The following is a 17344-nucleotide window of genomic DNA, read 5'->3' on the forward strand; positions in this document are numbered from 1 at the left end:
TCCCTTAGGACGTCGGATCGAATGAGGTTAAGCACCAAGAGCCTCGCTCAAAAGCCCTGGAACCATACATAGACGACTTAATGCAGCGCCTTGCTGTTGGGGCCCGCTGGCTTATCCCACGTCCAGTCATAGATATTTTCTGGCACCGGCTGCATGGTAATACAATCCGTCGGGCAGGGCTCCAGACAAAGCTGACAACTGGTACACTCAGCAACAATGACCGTGTGGGACTGCTTGTTGGCCCCCACAATGGCATCCACCGGGCAAACCTTGATGCAGGCCGTGCAACCAATGCAGGCCTCTTCATCAATATAGGCGACCTTAGGACCTTCATCGTCCATGGCTGCGGGAGAAACCCCCAACATGGCGGCAATCGACTCCATAACCGCTTTGCCGCCCGGCGTGCATAGGTTAATGGCCTCACCTTCGGTGATGGCCTGGGCATAGGGTCCACAACCCGGATGCCCACACATGCCGCAGTTGGTCGCTGGTAACAGCGCCTCCAACTTCTCCACAACAGGATCGGCCTCGACATGAAACTTTTTCGCCGCATAGCCCAAACCCAAACCTGCAAAGAGGGCCATGCCCCCTAAACTCATTACAGCGCTAACCGCTTCTAACATTGTTAGCCCTCCAAAAAAACGTCTATTTGACCAGTCCAGCAAAACCCATAAACGCGAGCGACATCAGGCCAGCATTGATCAGGGAAATCGGGGAGCCCTTAAACAATCGTGGTACATCCGACAGATCCACACGCTCCCGCATACCGGCAAACAGAATAAGCACCAGTCCAAAACCCAACCCGGCACCTACCCCATAGAAACTGGCATTGATGAGATTGTTTTCCTGCTGAATGTTAAGCAGGGCCACCCCCAATACCGCACAGTTGGTGGTGATCAGCGGTAAAAAGATCCCCAACGAGGCGTACAGTACCGGCGAGGTCTTGTGTACCACCATCTCCGTCAGCTGCACCAACGAAGCGATGATCAAAATAAAGGAGATGGTTTGTAGATAACCCAGATTGAGCGGGTCCAAAATATAGTGCTGCACCAGCCACGAAATAACCGAGGCCAATGTCATCACAAACATCACCGCTTGGGTCATGCCCACGGCGGTTTCTACTTTTTTGGAAACCCCCAAAAAGGGGCAAATGCCAAGAAACTTCGCCAACACATAGTTGTTAACAAACACGGTGCTGATCAAGATCAACAGGAAATTGGAAAAGGAGACTTCGGTCATAGCCACACTGTCCCGGTTGAGAGGCAAGCGCTGCCTCGCGTTGGAGCCTGCCACCGTTGACGACCCCGTTGGCGCAAGGGCAAATAAACAACGCGCCCCTGCACGATACCCCTGCCTTTTTATATTTTCATAGAATATATAAATTTGGCAGTGCAAAATTTAGCATTCGCTAAATATCGCATAGGCTCGACTGATAACTCTACAAAATGGCCGACATAATGTCCACTGTAAATGGCAAGCGATTATGGGGTGTATTGCTTAAAAAATGCGCATTAACAAGGTATTATTGGGTTAAACCGTTTGCTTATATAGGCTTCACTCAGGTATGCTGTCTCCCCTAATTGCCGGTGGCACAAGAAAATCTAGGCTTGCTCAGGGAATTTCATTCACGCCAATCTGTCTACAGCCTGTAGCGTAAAAAACCAGGACTTGACCTCGGCATTAGGCGCTTTATGCTTTGAACCATGGCCTAAAAGTACCACCGCATAAAAATAAAGCCATTTGTAGGGAGTAGGTGCATGTCGCAGGTGTCAGAACCGCAGGTTAGGGATGCCCTGCGTATGGTGGTCGATCCTGTCGCTGGCCGGGATATTGTTTCCGCAGGTTATGTGAGTGGCATTGAAATCCATGCCGGTGAAGTGGCCTTTCAACTGCAATTTCGTCCCGAAAGTGCGGATTATCTTAAACAGTTACAAGAACAGTGTGCCCAGGTGTTGGGTGCCATTCCTGGAGTGGAGCGTGTTACCGTGAATATGAGTGGAAATCCTCAGCAACAAGCTGAACCGTTGATTCCTGGTGTTAAAAAGGTCATTGCCGTCGCCTCCGGTAAGGGTGGTGTGGGTAAGTCCACCACCACCATGAACCTAGCCCTGGCCCTGCAACAGTTAGGCGCCAAGGTGGGTATTTTGGATGCCGATATCTACGGCCCCAGCCTACCCCGTATGATGGGGGTGCATGGTATCCCTCGCATGGAGGCCGAAAAGGGCCAAAAGGTCACCCCCATGGAAAAGTATGGGGTGAAAATTATGTCCATGGGCTTTTTTATGCCCGAAGATACCCCGATGATCTGGCGCGGTCCCATGGTGGGCATGGCGGTGGAACAGCTGCTGCGTGATATTGATTGGGGCGAGCTGGACTATCTGGTTATTGATCTGCCCCCCGGCACCGGGGATGCCCAGTTGACCCTGACCCAAAAAGTGCCCTTAAGCGGAGTGGTGATTGTCTCCACCCCGCAGGATGTCGCTTTGGCCGATGTGCGCAAGGGCATTAACATGTTTAAAAAAGTCGAGGTGCCGGTATTGGGCATTATCGAAAATATGTCCTACTATCTGTGCACCGAATGTGGACACCGTGCGGAGATTTTCTCCCACGGTGGTGCAGAAAAAGAGGCCGCTAATAGCGGTATGACCTTCCTTGGGCATATTCCCATCAGCGAGGATATCCGTAAGGATTCCGATGCGGGTAAGCCCATTGTGGTGGCCCGTCCCGATTCACCCCAGGCCCAGCAATATTTAGAGATTGCCCGCAATGTGGTAAGCAAACTCCAGGATGGTGCCGGCGCACCAAAAATGCCAAAAATTGTGATTGAATAGAGCGGTATCCGCTGTTGTATCCGCTGTGTAATCTTCAAAACGGGTGGTTCTTACAGGACCGCCCGTTTTGAGTTTAACCCTGATCGGCGTAAGTTCAAGCGCTGCGCCTAGTTGCGTTAGAGCACCCAGGTCAAGCCCCATATGTAGGGTAAATAGAACAGAAATTTGGTCCACTCACTGAGCACCACCTGGCGTGTTGGTAAATCTTGCCACCAAGGGGTTTGCGGGGCGTTCATTTTAAAGTAGGCATTGCTGCTGATGGTGCGCACCTCAATGCCGTGCTGATTGAGTAGATGACGGGCAATCCAGTCGGCGCGACGGGTATGGTAGGGGTCTGTGACCAATAGGATGCGCCGATTAAGTCCCCCTTGGATATGGGGTAAGACCCGCTGTAGATCGTCCAGAGTGCTACGACTTAGCCCTAATAAGGTCACTTCAGGGCGTGCAAAATCACAAGCAGGGCAGTAGCTGTGCCCGACCTGGGTTAAAACATGGGGGCGATCCCCCACAAAAATAAGGCGTTTGGCCCACCCTTGGTGGAGCAGTTGAAAGCCCATCTTGGGCCGGGTGGGAATGCCGCCACCCAATACCACAATGGCATCGGCCACGGCGGGTGGCTGTGTGATAACCAGCCACTGAGCAGCCTGTTTCCAGCCACCTAACCCGATCCACCCAAACAAGGGTACCAGCAGCAAAGTAGTGAGGGTGTATGCTATGGCGCGCCGAGATGATTTAAGGTAAGAGGGCTGTGCTGTGCGCATAAATGACGCTTTCTCAACGGGCGAGCGTGACAGGTGGACTATCATATCTTAATTGGACAGAATGGCGAGCCTAATCCTGCATCGCGTTGTTGAAAGAGGGGCTCAATCGGTTTATGGTGTGCCAATGCCCTGGGGATGGGGGTTCTGTTGCATAAAGAGCATAACAGGCGTGAACAAAGGATCCAAACGATGAACCGTTGGCTAAAAAATATGCTGCATAACGAGGCAGCCAGTGGCGTACTGATTTTTCTAGCGGCAGTGGCTGCGATGTTGATAGAAAACTCTAGCTTAGAGCCCTATTACAACAGCTTTCTCAATATTCCCGTGGCGGTGCAATTTAGCGAATTGAAAATCGCTAAACCGCTGCTGTTGTGGATTAACGATGGTTTGATGGCGGTCTTTTTTCTTTTGGTTGGATTGGAGCTCAAACGGGAATTTTTAGAGGGTCAGTTGGCCCAACCCGCCAACGTTGTTTTGCCGGTGGTGGGGGCTGTGGGGGGGATCGTTGGCCCTGCTTTGATCTATGTTATGTTTAACTACACCAACCCAGTGGCGCTACAGGGTTGGGCGGTTCCTACCGCCACCGACATTGCCTTTGCCATGGGGGTGCTGGCGCTGCTGGGTAAACGCGTACCTGCGGCCATTAAACTGTTTTTGTTGACCCTTGCGATCATTGATGACTTGGTGGCGATTGTTATCATCGCGATCTTTTATACCAGCGACCTTTCGGTAGGTTCGCTCACGGTAGCCGGGGGGGCGATTGCGTTATTGTTTTTGCTTAACCGTATCGGGGTTAAGGGTATTGCCCCCTATGTTCTGGTAGGGATGGTATTGTGGGTGGCGGTGCTTAAATCTGGGGTGCATGCGACCTTGGCGGGGGTGGTGTTGGCCATGGCGATTCCTATAAAAGGGGAAACCCCTGAGCATGGCTCTCCCTTGCATGCCCTGGAACATGATCTGCACCATGTGGTGGGTCTGGTTATCTTGCCCCTGTTTGCCTTTGCCAATGCGGGGGTCTCTTTGGCAGGGCTGGGGCTGAATGTGCTGTTGGAACCTGTGGCGATGGGCATCGGTTTGGGTTTGTTGCTGGGTAAGCAGATTGGGGTCATGGGTGCGGTATGGTTAGCCAATCTACTGGGTGTGGCGAAAAAACCGGAGAGTTTGAGTTGGACCCAACTCTATGGTGTGGCGCTGCTGTGTGGCATTGGTTTTACCATGAGTCTGTTTATCAGCTCCTTGGCCTTTGAGCATTCTGGGGCGCAGGTGGTCGCTGGCGCAGCCGATGCTGGTCATGCGCGTTTGGGTATTTTATCCGGTTCGTTGGTGTCTGGGGTGTTGGGTTATCTGGTGCTGCGTTTTTCCTTGGCCCGCAAAGGCTGAACGATCAAAGACAAAAAAAACGCCCCCGTTTGGGGGCGTTTTTTTTGAGCCAAAATCTGGTCTATGACGGGTGATACACACAAAAATGGACAGACAATAGGGGCCACGCGGATAGAAAAAAATTCTATATAAAATCAATTGCATCATCAAGAAAGGCGGCTGTTTTTGTAAGCTGCTGCCTGCGCAAGGTATCAATAAAATTTTGACTTGTGATTGGCGGATTTTTCAACCTAGCCCGTTGATTTTTAACTGTTCTAATGACTGCTTTCTGATTTAAATCGAGTAGATTACTGATAAAATCATCGGGATGTTCTGCAAAGACACCAAAATTATTAAGTGCATCTGACGGAAAGTCTTTGAGGTTGAAGGTTACAATAACTTCTGCACAAGACCTGATCGCAGCAGCTAAGACATGTCGATCGTCAGCATCCGGAAGTGTTAGGCTTGGAATCAATTTCTCATAGCCCGTTACCAAGCAGTCTGCAACGGCAGCATCCATTAACTCTTTGGTCCGGTTAAGCGCCTCCCTTGTCAGATGCGGCTTATTGATAAGAAGGTTATTTATCCACTCCTCGTGGATCTCATCTGTCCACCTTGCCCGGAATAAACCGGTGGTCGCGAGCCCCACTAATAAATCCCGAAGAGGGGCGGGGTATAATACACAGGCGTCATATATGGCAGTAAAAGTAGCCATTTTAATACCCCATATCGAGTTCCTGTGCCTGCTTAGCCAATTCATCCAAAGCGTTATTGGCTTTAATGTGTATGCGCTCTTTATACGCAACCAAATCTTTGAATGTAACTCTGCGACGAACACCTGCCTTATGGTAAGCGATTTCATTTTTCTCTAACAATTTTACAAAGTAGGGCCGTGATACATTCAGAAAATCGGCGGCCTCTTGAGTGGTTAACTCAGCGTGAACCGGCACCAATGAAACCGCATGACCTTCAGCCATTTGATCAAGAATTTTTGCGAGTATTTGAATCGCAACGAATGGAAGGGTTATTTCCTTTTCACCGTCCACCAAGCGTAGCTGAGCGTGATCACCCTTACCAAGTATGGCTGCTAATTGACGCCTCGCATTGGTGGCCGCATCGACCTCTTGTTCTGAGGGAAGATCGAAGAAATCCATCATTTTTTTTACGGATGATGCCATTATGCGTCTCCATCTCTAGTATCCCAGCTTGGTCACAGCGGCCACATGGAACGAAGGTGTGATAAGGGAAATCTGTTTTCCCTTATCATGCAAAATAAACGAAACAAACGCAACAAAAGAAACAGTTCTCCTGATAGGCGAAAACCAGTACCAAAAGCACTTGAGTAGGAGAGAATTTGAAATTCTAGTAACCGACGCTTCATAGCGGCAACGTGCATGCACATCTATGTAATGGTGCCGAGGCTCATGGGAAAACAGGTTGGCGCACAGCTTTTTGTAGCAGATCAAAGCTGTGCAGGGGGGGCGCTGCTGTGTGGCATTGGTTTTACCATGAGTCTGTTTATCAGCTCCTTGGCCTTTGAGCATTCTGGGGCGCAGGTGGTCGCTGGCGCAGCCGATGCTGGTCATGCGCGTTTGGGTATTTTATCCGGTTCGTTGGTGTCTGGGGTGTTGGGTTATCTGGTGCTGCGTTTTTCCTTGGCCCGCAAAGGCTGAACGATCAAAGACAAAAAAACCATAACCGACAAACCCGCCATGGGAGAGCGATAAGCACCACAGAATAAGGTTGCGTCCGGGCAACATGCCACATGGGTGGGAGGTTGGGTTAGTTGGCGTAAACATCCCCCCACAGATTGACATTCTGACGGGATGCATGCAGGGTGCTGGCTAGCTCATAATAGGTTAGCCAACGTGGGAAATAGAAGTGATCTTGCTCACCAAGCGAGAGGTTGAATTTGGTATAGCCAATCTTGATGAGAGATTGAAGGACGTCGAGTGCGTGATCCATATATTCATTGGTAAACTCATAAGAAATAATGCCGATTCGTTGGCTTAGGCCCTTGATGACTTCACGCTCATAGCCTTCGACGTCGATTTTGCAATAGCGCGGAACCCCAAACTCGTTGACCAAATCATCAAGCAATATAATCTCAACGTTGGTGCTGCTATCCCATTCGCAATTGACAAATCTCCCCGCCTTCCAATGGGGGGCAAAGGTGCTTAACGTCGGTGTTTTGCTGGCGATACTCATTTGAAGCAAGCCCCGCTTGCTCCCCAATCCTACCCCCTTAATGGAGACATTGGGTGTGTTCTGGAAGCGTTCGGTGAGCTGTTTGACCATTTCGGGTTGTGGTTCGACGCAGACAACCTCAAGACCACGCTGTGCAAACCAAGCGGCCTTATCACCAATATGGGCCCCTATGTCGAAGACAATATCACCAGGGAAAAGCCCCTTTGTTACCTCATGTGGATGATTCATCTAAGTGTTCTCCCGCTGGTTGATGACGCAATAGCCTGTGAGTGGGCCGGGGAGGTGGCTTGGTGGCCCATGATCCACAACAAAACACACGCCCCCCTAGGGAGGCGTGTGTGTTAACCGTACCCAAACAGAGCTTAACCGGCGAGCTGCTGCGCAATCTTTTCAATGCGGTCCATGGCCTTAATCAGATCTTCCATGCTGGTGGCGTAGGAGAGACGCAAGTAAGGATCCAGACCAAAAGCAACCCCTGGGACCACCGCGACCCCCTCGGCTTCTAACATGTAAGAGGCCAGATCCACGCTATCTTTCAGGTCGCTGCCATCGGGGGCTTTTTTACCCACCAAGCCCGCGACGTTGGGGTAGACGTAAAAAGCACCCTCAGGAGTCAGACAGCTAATGCCGGGCATGGCGTTCAAACGGGCAACCACATAGTCACGGCGCTCCTTGAATGCCTTGACCATGGGCTCAACGCAATCCTGGGGGCCGGTGATGGCCTCTAAGGCGCCCTTCATGGCAAAAGAGGTGGCGTTGGAGGTGCTCTGTCCCTGAATTTTCGTCATGGCCTTAATCACATCCAGCGGTCCCACCGCATAGCCAATACGCCAACCGGTCATGGAGTAAGCCTTGGCGACGCCATTCAGAATAACGGTGCGATCTTGCAAATCGGGCGCAACCTTAACCATGGTGGCAAACTCAAAGCCATCATAGATGATCTTTTCATAGATATCGTCGCTGATCACCCATACATGGGGGTGCTTGCGCAGCACCTCGGCCAGAGCGTGCAGCTCGGCAATGCTGTAGGCGTTACCCGTAGGGTTGGAGGGCGAATTGAGCACCACAAACTTGGTGCGCGGGGTAATGGCCGCCTCTAACTCAGCAGGTGTGATCTTAAAACCATGGCTCTCCTGGGTATCCACAATCACAGGGGTGCCATCCGCCAGCAGGGTCATGTCAGGATAAGAGACCCAATAAGGCGCAGGAATAATAACCTCATCCCCACTGTTAAGGGTGGCTTGGGCCAAGTTGAAGAACGCCTGTTTGCCACCAACCGTCACCACGGTCTGCTCGGCGGAGTAGTCCAGGCCGGTCTCGCGCTTATATTTATCGGCGATGGCCTGACGCAGCTCTGGCGTACCCGCTACGGCCACATATTTGGTGTAGCCAGCGTTCAGGGCGTCAATGGCGGCTTGTTTAATGTGATCGGGCGTGTCAAAGTCGGGCTCGCCTGAACCCAGCCCGATGACGTCACGTCCGGCTGCCTTTAACTCCTTGGCCTTGGCGGTAACCGCCAGTGTGGCTGAGGGTTTTACTTTGGCAACACGATTTGACAAAATACCCATGATTCACGAAACTCCAAGATGTTATAAGATGATGACCCGCTCTTTATACGCCTCCTGCCCAGCGCTTTCAATACCCTTGTTGGTAACAACAGCGGAGCCCCCCCATGCGCGATGAGAACAGAAAGTTTGAGCTGATTTCTGACTACCAACCCTGTGGGGACCAGCCCCAGGCCATAGAAAAATTGGTGGCAGGATTGCGCGAAGGGCGAAAAGATCAAGTGCTACTCGGGGTTACTGGTTCGGGTAAAACCTTTACCATGGCCAATATCATCCAGCGTTTGGAGCGCCCAGCGGTGATCTTGGCCCATAACAAAACCCTGGCTGGGCAGCTCTATGGCGAGATGAAAAGTTTTTTCCCCAACAATGCGGTGGAATATTTTGTCTCCTATTACGACTACTACCAGCCCGAAGCCTATGTGCCCCGCACCGACACCTTTATCGAAAAAGACTCCTCCATCAATGAGCAGATCGACCGCATGCGCCATGCCGCCACACGGGCGCTACTCACCCGGCAAGATGTGATTATTGTCGCTTCGGTCTCCTGCATTTACGGTTTGGGCTCGCCGGAATCTTATGCGGCCATGTCCCTTAAATTAGAGGTGGAGCAAGAGATTGAGCAGCGGGAGATTATGCGTAAATTGGTCGCCATGCAGTACCAGCGCAACGATATTGACTTTCAACGTGGCACCTTTCGGGTGCGGGGCGATACCCTGGAGATTTTTCCCGCCCATGAGGATGCCCGTGCCATCCGGGTGGAGCTGTTTGGCGATGTGATCGACCGCATTAGCGAGGTTGACCCCCTGACTGGGGAGAATTTTGGCCCAGCCCCCCACGCCTCATTTTTTCCCGCCAGCCACTATGTGACCCAGCGTTCTACCATTGTGCGGGCGGTGGAGGGAATTAAGGCCGAGCTTAAAGAGCGGCTGGAGAGCTTTAACCAACAAGGCTACCTGTTGGAGGCCCAGCGTTTGGAAAACCGCACCCGCCAGGACCTGGAGATGATGCAGGAGTTGGGTTACTGCACCGGCATTGAAAATTACAGCCGCTTTTTAACGGGCCGTCAACCCGGTGAACCGCCACCCACCCTGTTTGAGTATCTGCCCGAGAATGCCCTGCTGTTTGTGGATGAGAGCCATGTGACCGTTTCTCAGGTACGGGCCATGTATCGCGGCGACCGCTCCCGCAAAAGCACCTTGGTGGAGTATGGCTTTCGGTTGCCCTCGGCCATGGATAACCGTCCTTTGCAGTTTGAAGAGTGGGAGCAGATGCGTCCTCAAACCATCTATGTGTCGGCCACCCCCGCCCTGTGGGAGTTGGAACAGGCCCAAGGGCAGGTGGTGGAGCAGATCATCCGTCCTACTGGTTTGATGGATCCCCCGGTGGAGATTCGCCCGGTGGAGCACCAAGTGGATGATCTGATCCACGAGATCAAAAAGGTCATTGCCACCGGCTATCGCGTGTTGGCTACCACCCTGACCAAACGGATGGCCGAGGATTTAACCGACTATCTGGTGGATCTGGATATTAAGGTGCGTTACCTGCACTCGGATATCGACACCCTTGAACGCATGGAGATTATCCGCGATCTGCGGTTGGGGGCGTTTGATGTACTGATTGGCATCAACCTGCTCCGGGAAGGGTTGGATATTCCTGAGGTGGGCCTCGTGGCGATTTTGGATGCCGATAAAGAGGGCTTTTTGCGGTCGGAAACCTCACTGGTACAGACCATTGGCCGGGCCGCCCGCAACGTAGAGGGGCGGGTCATCCTCTATGCGGACAAACGCACTGGCTCCATTGAGCGGGCCTTAGCCGAAACCGATCGACGGCGGGCGATCCAACAGCATTATAATGAGCAGCATAATATTACCCCGCAGTCGGTGGTGCGCGGTGTCGCCGATTTGATGGGGGAGATGACCGGTGGCGATAGCACATCGAAATCAGCGGCCAAAGGACGGGGTAAACAGGTGGCTGCTTTGCAAGAGCCTGTGGTGCCCCTGCACGGCAAGGCGTTAGAAAAACGTATTCGAGCCTTGGAAAAAGAGATGCATGACGCCGCCTCGGCGCTCAATTTTGAGCAGGCTGCCCTGTTCCGCGATCAAATTATCGCGCTGGAGAAGGCCTCCCTGCTCTAAACCGAGGCGGGTGCAGGGAGAGGAAAACGAAAACAACTTTGATGAATCCAGTCGTGCAGGCATGTACTTGTGCAAAAAGTTGAGATATGCTGGTATGCGGTGCGGGTGGTTCATGGCGTGGTGGCGCTCAAGGATGGCTCCACGACCCACAGGGCGGCGGATGAATCCATGGTATATGACGAAGGGGAAGGGTGGCATGCATAAGGTTCAAGCGGTTAATAAGAGATTCGTGCAATTGGGGGTGGCGGTTCTATGTGGCCTGCTAGGGCTGTTGGCGACCCCCCTTGTTCAGGCAGAAGAGGGCCAGCAGGGGGTTATGGATGAGGCGGCCATGCTCTCTTCCATCGCGCGGGGTGGGCGGTTGTACGATAGTTGGTACAAGGAGCTGGATCAAAAGCCGCCCCAAGGCGCCCACACGGCTTACCCCAGCAGCGGCAAGGCCAAGGCTAAAGATAGCTGGCGCTGTAAGGAGTGCCATGGCTGGGACGGTATGGGTAAAGAGGGTGCTTATGCCAAGGGTAAACATTTTACCGGCATCGTGGGTATAACGGCTGCTAAGGGACGGGATCCACAGGCCTTGGTTGCGCTGCTGAAAGAGGCCACTCACGGCTATGGGGACAAGCTGGATGATGCCTCGCTGCTGGATCTGGCCCATTTCGTCAGCCTGGGTCAGGTTGACATGGACGCCGTCATTGAGCGTAAAGATAAAACGATCAAGCAGGCGAACAGGCAACAGGGGGCTAACTACTACCAGACCCTGTGCGCCCAGTGCCATGGCAAACAAGGCATTCAAAAGGGCATGGCGCAGATGGGTGATGCCGCCAGTGGGAATCCTTGGGAAACCCTGCATAAAACCCGCAATGGACAACCAGGCGAAGAGATGCCTGCGTTGCTGGCGCTGGATCCGCAAATTATGTTGGATATCATCGACTATATGCAAACCTTGCCAAAGAAAAAATAGTCCTGGTTTGCTGGATCAATAGGTAGAAAAAGGGGGGAGAGCCACAGCTTTCCCCCCTTTTTTTTCTTAGGGCGAGGGGCGGGCTTAGGTATCGGTGTTTGTGCCGCGCCGCAGTAGAACTTCGCCACTGTGGGTATCGAACAGCAGGGAGCGGCTTTTGTTACCCCCGACGTCTGAACTAATGAGATGTAAATGTTCGCGGTTGATGATCTCCATGGCGGTTTGGATGTTGCGCAAGCCCACGGTCATCATATTACGGTCGGTATCACGATTAAACATGTTGGCACCACCGAACAGCTTGACCTCGATATTTTCATCCCGGCAGCCCATTTCGCGGAAGAGGCGAATCATGAAGGTTAAGGCGCTATCCATATAGTGGCTATCCCCATCCCGGATTAAAATGGCAGGGGCCAAGGGGTGCTCACAGTGGGGTAGGCGGGCATGGCAGATCGCCCCCATGGGACGAGGGCCTTTGTGAAACAGGGTCACAGAGACGCAAGAGCCCAAAATGGTACGCACCTTGGCGGGGTGAAAGCCAATATAGAGCTCCCCAGGGGCAAGGATTAGATCACTTTGGGGGGCTGGCATGGGGGTTAGCCCTCGGCCCGGTTTAGGATGGTCTGATAACGCTGGGTCAGATCGGGTAGGATTGCAGCATCAAACAAAAGGTGAAGGTGTCCCTCCAGAGCAGCGCTGGGCATAGAAAAATGGATCTCTAAACAGAGGCATGGCTTATTCGAAGGGCAGGGTAGGCCCGACTGGCTAAGGTCATGGTTGGTAAAGAGAACACGCTGCTGCTGCATGGTAACAGCCAGCAGATCCGCCACACTCCCCATGCAGGTGGAGACAAACAGATCCATCACGGTTTGGTAAACATCTCGGCTTGGGCCATCGGGTTCGGCGGGCGGGGGCTCCTCTTGATAGAGCCGCCCGATCAGGCGGTTGATCTGCTCTGTGCTGGCCAGCAAAACCACGATGCTGGGGATCTTATGCCCATCAAAATCCAGGGTGTAATGAAAGGTTAGCTGTTGGGTATCGTTGGTGAACGCTGCCCGTTTAAGGGAGGTTACCGATTGTGCGTTATCCATCAGACAAGCGTCATGCAGATGGATGACCACCTCATCATCGACCAAGCGGCTGAGAGTATCGGCCGAGCGTCCAATGCCAATGTTGAACAGCTCTTTAAGCAGGTCCATCTCAAAAGTCCAAGGGGTCGTCATACTCTACCTTGTGCAGGGTGGAAGGGTCTCTCTTGAAAATGGCACACTTGCCAGGATGGATTAAAGATTAATCCGAACACGCACACCATTATTTCAGGTGGGGCATGTCGGTTGGGGTGGTGTGTCATTGGGGCGCAGGTAGAGTAGGCGCGGTAGAGTCTGCCCTTCAATGTGGTCCATCACCAAACGGATGCGGCAGGCGTACGGGATAACAAGGCGAGAGAGATTGTTTAACGGCATGCCCAGTGCCCATGCCGTGGCCAGACGTAAAATGCCACCATGGGCGACGATTAACAGATGCGCCCCCTTTGGGTGGTGTTCAATAAGGTTTTGCAGGGTGGGAATGACCCGTTGTTCAAAATCTTTAAGGGTCTCACCCTCAGGTGGGGGGTTGCGCCAGGGGTCACGCCAGAAGGCAGTTAGCGCCTCGGCTTGGGGCGAGGCGAGGATCTCTGTGGCGGTACGTCCCTCCCAGCGACCAAAACGGAGCTCTTGCAGCGCCGGTTCAATGGTGAGCGGCAACTGGCGCTGTTGGGCCAGCTGTTGGGCAAAGTGCAGACAGCGTTGTAGGGGTGAGCTGATAATATGGGTCCAGGGCTCCTGCGGGGCAACTGCGGCATGCATTTGTTGCCAGCCGGTTTCGCTGAGGGGGTCATCCAGGCGGCCTCGGTAACGCTCACCGCCACAGGGTTCGCCATGGCGTAGCAGGTCAAGGGTGAGGCTGTGGGGTGCCGGGAATTTATTCATGGTACACCTTTTAAGGGATAAAATAGCCCATCTGCCAGCCTGTCAGCGCTGCTTTGGGCTTTAACTTCGTGGCCAACAGGGGTAAGTTATGCGGTTCGATGGCCGGTTGTGCCTGCGGCCCCTCGGGTTGGGTTGGAGCATAGCGGGAATAGGGTTCGTTTAAAAGCATCTATAGGTGGAAAAAACCATGCGGCAGAGTATCGAAGAGTTGATGGAGCACGCCCAAAACACCCTGCTGGCGGAAGGGGTGATTCCTGCCGATGCGAAACTTGGGGGTATTAAGGTGGAGCGTCCCAAGGATAAGAGCCATGGGGATTTTTCCATTAATACCGCCATGGTGCTGGCAAAACAGGCGCGGATGAAGCCACGGGATCTGGCGCAGCGGCTGGTGGATGCCTTGCCCAGTGGGCAGGGTGTGGTGTCGCGCTGTGAGATCGCTGGACCGGGTTTTATTAATTTTTTTGTCACCCCCGAGCGTCTGCGCGGGGTGGTTGCCGATGTGTTGCAGCGTGGCGGCAGTTATGGCCAGGGGAACGTCGGTGCCGGGCAAAAAGTGCTGGTTGAGTTTGTCTCGGCCAACCCCACAGGCCCCATGCACGTAGGCCACGGGCGGGGTGCCGTCACCGGAGATGTTTTGGCACGTATTCTGGAATGTGCCGGGTATGCGGTGCAGCGCGAGTACTATTTGAACGACGCGGGTGTGCAGGTACAAGTGCTGGGGCGCTCCGTGATGCTGCGTTATCGGCAGCTGTTTGGGGATGCCGTTGAGGTGGCGGAGGGATGCTATCCCGGCGACTACGTCGTCGATATTGCCCGCGCACTTAAGGAAAAAGATCAAGATAAATGGCTTGAGGTAGCCCGGGCTGAGCCCGATGAGTATCCCCGTGAGATGCTTGAGTTTGCCATGCAACAGGTACTCACCTGGATTAAGGCCGATTTGGCGCGGTTGAATATTCGTTTTGACCACTGGTTCTCGGAGTTCAGCCTACACAGCGAGGGGCGCATTGAGCATGCCCTGGAGGTGTTAAGCCAAAAGGGGTGCCTCTACGAAGGGGTATTGGAACCACCCAAGGGTAAAAAAAGTGAGGCGTGGGCGTCGCGTCCGCAGTTGCTGTTTAAGGCCACCGATTTTGGGGATGAGGTGGACCGGGCGTTGCGTAAGAGCGACGGCAGCTACACCTATTTTGCCGCTGATGTGGCCTATCACCTCAATAAAGCGGAGCGCGGCTTTGAGCGGTTGGTCAATATCTGGGGGGCTGATCATGGGGGCTATGTGCGCCGGGTGCAGGCTGCGCTGGGTGCCTTGACCGGTAAACAGAACCTGTTGGATGTGGTGCTTATTCAGATGGTAAACCTCACCCGTGGGGGCGAACCAGTGAAGATGTCCAAACGGGCAGGCACCTTTGTAACCCTGGAAGAGGTGGTGGAAGCCACCAGTTCGGATGCGGTGCGTTTTTGGTTTTTAAGCCGGGGCAGTGGTGCCCAGCTGGATTTTGATCTGGATCTGGCGGTGGCCAAGAATAACGATAATCCGGTCTACTATGTTCAATATGCCCATGCGCGCATCTGTTCGATTTGGGATAAAGCCCAGCATGAAGGGGTGGCGTTGCAGGCGCAGGGGTGGTCTGGGGTAGATCTGTCGCCCCTTGGCGAAGGGGCGGAGTGGGATCTTATCCGTAAGTTGGATCTGTTTCCCGATGTGGTGGAGGGCGCGGCGGTGCATCAAGAGCCCCACCGTATCCCCTATTACCTGTTGGATTTGGCGGCGGCGTTTCATACGTTTTACAACAGCCATCGTATTATGGATGTTGATGCGGGCACGCGTGATGCCCGCCTCGTACTGATTTTAGCGGTTAAGCAGGTCATTGCCAATGGCTTGGAGCTGCTGGGTGTTCAACAACCGAGGTCGATGTGAACCCACGTTATCCCACCTCGCGACGTTATCGTCGCCATGCCGAAACCAGCCAACCCAAACCAGCCAGGCTGCTGCTGTTGGGGGTGTGCGTGGTGGTGGCTGGATGGTTAATCTGGCCAAAGGCTGAAAATCCTGGGCAGCCGGGTGAGCAGGCACAACAGCCTGTGGCGCAGGCGCGTGTTGTTGAAGTGAACAAGCCGATTATCGTGGATAAACCGGTTGTGGAAGAGGCCCCTGTGCAAGAGGTGCGTCAAATACAGGCGCCCGCAGCGTTGCAGGTCGAGAAAGTGGCGGTGGTATTGCCGGTGATGGCGGCTAAATCGGCCCCCGCCCCTTCGCCATTGCCTACCCCGGTGCCGGTTAAGCACGATGAAATCGCCGCATCGGCAAAAAAACCGGCGGCCAACAGCGCTGGGGATGCGCACGCCACCGCTGCTCAGCAGGTGGCCCAGTTGGACCCAGCGGACCGTGATGTGGAGTTTCAATTTTATAAAGGCTTGGTGGAGCATCGGGTGGTATTGCCGGGGGATCAAGGGCAAAAGGGCATGCGCACGGCGGTTTCTGAACGTCCCCTTGAGCAGGCCCATGCCCCCGACTTTAGTGCCATTCAGTCTGCGGTTCTCAAAACGGTGAGCAGCGCACGCCCCGCCGATGGTGCCGATGAAAAGGCCAAATTTGCCCCACGTGACGAAGCGCAAAATCATACGGCAGAAGCGTGGAGCCCTGCAAAATCTATGCTCTATGCGCGGAATTTACAGGCGTTGTCGATGGGTAATCGGCAGGGTCCGGTGGCCTCGGTACAGAGCTATCTCAAGCGCCAAGACGATGCCGCACAGCGGCAACGTTACACCCCCCCGCCCACGGGACGGGTGGCTGAGGGTATGTTCGTGGTGCAAGTGGCGGCCTTTAGCCGCTATGAGCCGGCGCAAAAATTGTTGGGAAGGCTTATGCGCCAAGGGGAGCCGGCGCGTATTCTGCCGGGTACGGTCAATGGCGCACCGGTGTTTCGGGTGCGGGTAGGGCCTTTCCAAAACCGTACCGATGCCGACAATACCGCCCATCGTTGGCAGGTTAAGGGGCTTTCGGCCATGGTAACACGGCACGCTCCGGGTTAATCAACAGGGCTGCTCAGGGCACCGACAGGCCCCACCATAGGTAAGGTTTAAGGCGCGTGCAGGGTCGCTCATGGAATAGAAATGTTGTGCCTGTGCGCAACAGATTAAGGTACAAAGGCCCTTTAACTTAAAGGGCCTTTGTCTATTAACAGGGCAAAGGGTGGCCTGTAGGGGGTCTGCATGGGTCTGCATGGTGCCATGCCGGGGTTTGTTAAGGGTAACGGGTGATGGGTAGCGTGGTGGGCTCAAATTAATTGACACAATTGTGAAAAGCCAGCATACTTGTATCCTTTTCGGGGTGTTCCTGTGGGGGTGCTCCGTCCCTTCGGTCTGTTCCTTAGCACGGAAACAGAGCAGACCCACCTAAGAGCATTGAATCGCCATCGAAAACCCGACTATGTTCCACACGGGATCGAAAAGAAGCCGTTTCGGTGCCGCGTTCCCATGCTGTGGGGCTGGCAATGGGGTGGTGGTTGGGGTAGCGTGGTTGTCTCCCTGAGTGGAGACCACGGGTCGTAGACCTGTGC

The 17344-nt window shown here is 53.8% G+C and carries 16 protein-coding genes and 1 pseudogene; 7 read left to right on the forward strand and 10 right to left on the reverse strand.

Translation table 11 applies throughout. The features are described 5' to 3' along the window. Positions 1-77 precede the first annotated feature (77 nt). Positions 78-623, reverse strand: coding sequence for an electron transport complex subunit RsxB (rsxB, locus tag MMC1_RS03525; protein ID WP_011712370.1), 546 nt, complete (start codon positions 621-623; stop codon positions 78-80). Positions 624-645: 22 nt separating this feature from the next. After that, positions 646-1239, reverse strand: coding sequence for an electron transport complex subunit RsxA (rsxA, locus tag MMC1_RS03530; protein WP_011712371.1), 594 nt, complete (start codon positions 1237-1239; stop codon positions 646-648). A 518-nt stretch (positions 1240-1757) separates the two neighbouring features. Between rsxA and apbC the strand changes: the two genes are divergently transcribed. Further along, complete coding sequence (gene apbC, locus MMC1_RS03535) at positions 1758-2831, forward strand: iron-sulfur cluster carrier protein ApbC (protein WP_011712372.1); 1074 nt, start codon at positions 1758-1760, stop codon at positions 2829-2831. Between the two features lie 116 nt (positions 2832-2947). On the opposite strand, the gene MMC1_RS03540 is transcribed toward apbC, so the two are convergent. Further along, a complete protein-coding gene (locus tag MMC1_RS03540; protein WP_160162654.1) occupies positions 2948-3511 on the reverse strand; it encodes a YdcF family protein in 564 nt (187 codons plus the stop codon). A gap of 270 nt (positions 3512-3781) precedes the next feature. Between MMC1_RS03540 and nhaA the strand changes: the two genes are divergently transcribed. After that, positions 3782-4972, forward strand: a complete 1191-nt coding sequence (gene nhaA, locus MMC1_RS03545) for a Na+/H+ antiporter NhaA (RefSeq protein WP_011712374.1) — start codon at positions 3782-3784, stop codon at positions 4970-4972. Between the two features lie 124 nt (positions 4973-5096). Here the strand turns inward: nhaA and MMC1_RS03550 are convergent, their stop codons facing one another. After that, on the reverse strand, positions 5097-5666 hold the full coding sequence (locus MMC1_RS03550) for a PIN domain-containing protein (protein WP_011712375.1): 570 nt from the start codon (positions 5664-5666) through the stop codon (positions 5097-5099). 1 nt (position 5667) lies between these two features. Then, positions 5668-6129, reverse strand: a complete 462-nt coding sequence (locus MMC1_RS03555) for an excisionase family DNA-binding protein (RefSeq protein WP_011712376.1) — start codon at positions 6127-6129, stop codon at positions 5668-5670. A 297-nt stretch (positions 6130-6426) separates the two neighbouring features. Between MMC1_RS03555 and MMC1_RS03560 the strand changes: the two are divergent. Continuing rightward, positions 6427-6624: pseudogene (locus MMC1_RS03560) on the forward strand (Na+/H+ antiporter NhaA); the annotation flags it as partial. 109 nt (positions 6625-6733) lie between these two features. Here the strand turns inward: MMC1_RS03560 and MMC1_RS03565 are convergent. Then, entirely contained in the window at positions 6734-7387 is a 654-nt protein-coding gene (locus MMC1_RS03565; RefSeq protein ID WP_011712378.1) for an FkbM family methyltransferase, read from the reverse strand. A gap of 134 nt (positions 7388-7521) precedes the next feature. Beyond that, positions 7522-8727, reverse strand: coding sequence for a pyridoxal phosphate-dependent aminotransferase (locus tag MMC1_RS03570; protein WP_011712379.1), 1206 nt, complete (start codon positions 8725-8727; stop codon positions 7522-7524). 104 nt (positions 8728-8831) lie between these two features. Here MMC1_RS03570 and uvrB point away from each other — a divergent pair, with 104 nt between their 5' ends. Beyond that, on the forward strand, positions 8832-10859 hold the full coding sequence (uvrB, locus tag MMC1_RS03575) for an excinuclease ABC subunit UvrB (protein WP_011712380.1): 2028 nt from the start codon (positions 8832-8834) through the stop codon (positions 10857-10859). Between the two features lie 196 nt (positions 10860-11055). Then, positions 11056-11820: a c-type cytochrome gene (locus tag MMC1_RS03580; protein ID WP_041640745.1), complete on the forward strand. Its 765-nt coding sequence runs from the start codon at positions 11056-11058 to the stop codon at positions 11818-11820. 84 nt (positions 11821-11904) lie between these two features. Here MMC1_RS03580 and MMC1_RS03585 read toward each other — a convergent pair whose 3' ends face one another. The 3 genes from MMC1_RS03585 to MMC1_RS03595 all read right to left on the reverse strand — a co-directional run bounded on the left by MMC1_RS03585 (position 11905) and on the right by MMC1_RS03595 (position 13787). Then, positions 11905-12408, reverse strand: coding sequence for a chemotaxis protein CheD (locus MMC1_RS03585; protein ID WP_011712382.1), 504 nt, complete (start codon positions 12406-12408; stop codon positions 11905-11907). A 5-nt stretch (positions 12409-12413) separates the two neighbouring features. After that, a complete protein-coding gene (locus MMC1_RS03590) occupies positions 12414-13040 on the reverse strand; it encodes a hypothetical protein (RefSeq protein WP_011712383.1) in 627 nt (208 codons plus the stop codon). Positions 13041-13133: 93 nt separating this feature from the next. Further along, the gene (locus MMC1_RS03595) at positions 13134-13787 is read right to left on the reverse strand and encodes a histidine phosphatase family protein (RefSeq protein WP_011712384.1); all 654 of its coding nucleotides are present in this window, start codon (positions 13785-13787) and stop codon (positions 13134-13136) included. Between the two features lie 187 nt (positions 13788-13974). Between MMC1_RS03595 and argS the strand changes: the two genes are divergently transcribed. Further along, positions 13975-15702 (forward strand): arginine--tRNA ligase, encoded by a 1728-nt coding sequence (argS, locus tag MMC1_RS03600; RefSeq protein ID WP_011712385.1) that lies wholly within the window; start codon positions 13975-13977, stop codon positions 15700-15702. After that, positions 15699-16817 carry an SPOR domain-containing protein gene (locus MMC1_RS03605; protein ID WP_011712386.1) on the forward strand — a complete coding sequence of 373 codons (1119 nt, stop codon included), beginning with the start codon at positions 15699-15701 and terminating at the stop codon, positions 16815-16817. Before argS ends, MMC1_RS03605 begins: the two co-directional genes overlap by 4 nt. Positions 16818-17344: the final 527 nt, after the last annotated feature.

It is taken from the genome of Magnetococcus marinus MC-1, assembly GCF_000014865.1.
Lineage (GTDB): Bacteria > Pseudomonadota > Magnetococcia > Magnetococcales > Magnetococcaceae > Magnetococcus > Magnetococcus marinus.

Excerpts from the sequence above, each read along its gene's own strand:
- MMC1_RS03595 (WP_011712384.1), bottom strand. The coding sequence starts at position 13,787 with ATGAATAAATTCCCGGCACCCCACAGCCTCACCCTTGACCTGCTACGC.
- MMC1_RS03555 (WP_011712376.1), bottom strand. The coding sequence starts at position 6,129 with ATGGCATCATCCGTAAAAAAAATGATGGATTTCTTCGATCTTCCCTCA.
- MMC1_RS03550 (WP_011712375.1), bottom strand. The coding sequence starts at position 5,666 with ATGGCTACTTTTACTGCCATATATGACGCCTGTGTATTATACCCCGCC.
- rsxB (WP_011712370.1), bottom strand. The coding sequence starts at position 623 with ATGTTAGAAGCGGTTAGCGCTGTAATGAGTTTAGGGGGCATGGCCCTC.
- argS (WP_011712385.1), top strand. The coding sequence starts at position 13,975 with ATGCGGCAGAGTATCGAAGAGTTGATGGAGCACGCCCAAAACACCCTG.
- MMC1_RS03565 (WP_011712378.1), bottom strand. The coding sequence starts at position 7,387 with ATGAATCATCCACATGAGGTAACAAAGGGGCTTTTCCCTGGTGATATT.
- MMC1_RS03590 (WP_011712383.1), bottom strand. The coding sequence starts at position 13,040 with ATGACGACCCCTTGGACTTTTGAGATGGACCTGCTTAAAGAGCTGTTC.
- rsxA (WP_011712371.1), bottom strand. The coding sequence starts at position 1,239 with ATGACCGAAGTCTCCTTTTCCAATTTCCTGTTGATCTTGATCAGCACC.
- uvrB (WP_011712380.1), top strand. The coding sequence starts at position 8,832 with ATGCGCGATGAGAACAGAAAGTTTGAGCTGATTTCTGACTACCAACCC.
- MMC1_RS03580 (WP_041640745.1), top strand. The coding sequence starts at position 11,056 with ATGCATAAGGTTCAAGCGGTTAATAAGAGATTCGTGCAATTGGGGGTG.
- apbC (WP_011712372.1), top strand. The coding sequence starts at position 1,758 with ATGTCGCAGGTGTCAGAACCGCAGGTTAGGGATGCCCTGCGTATGGTG.
- MMC1_RS03570 (WP_011712379.1), bottom strand. The coding sequence starts at position 8,727 with ATGGGTATTTTGTCAAATCGTGTTGCCAAAGTAAAACCCTCAGCCACA.
- MMC1_RS03585 (WP_011712382.1), bottom strand. The coding sequence starts at position 12,408 with ATGCCAGCCCCCCAAAGTGATCTAATCCTTGCCCCTGGGGAGCTCTAT.
- nhaA (WP_011712374.1), top strand. The coding sequence starts at position 3,782 with ATGAACCGTTGGCTAAAAAATATGCTGCATAACGAGGCAGCCAGTGGC.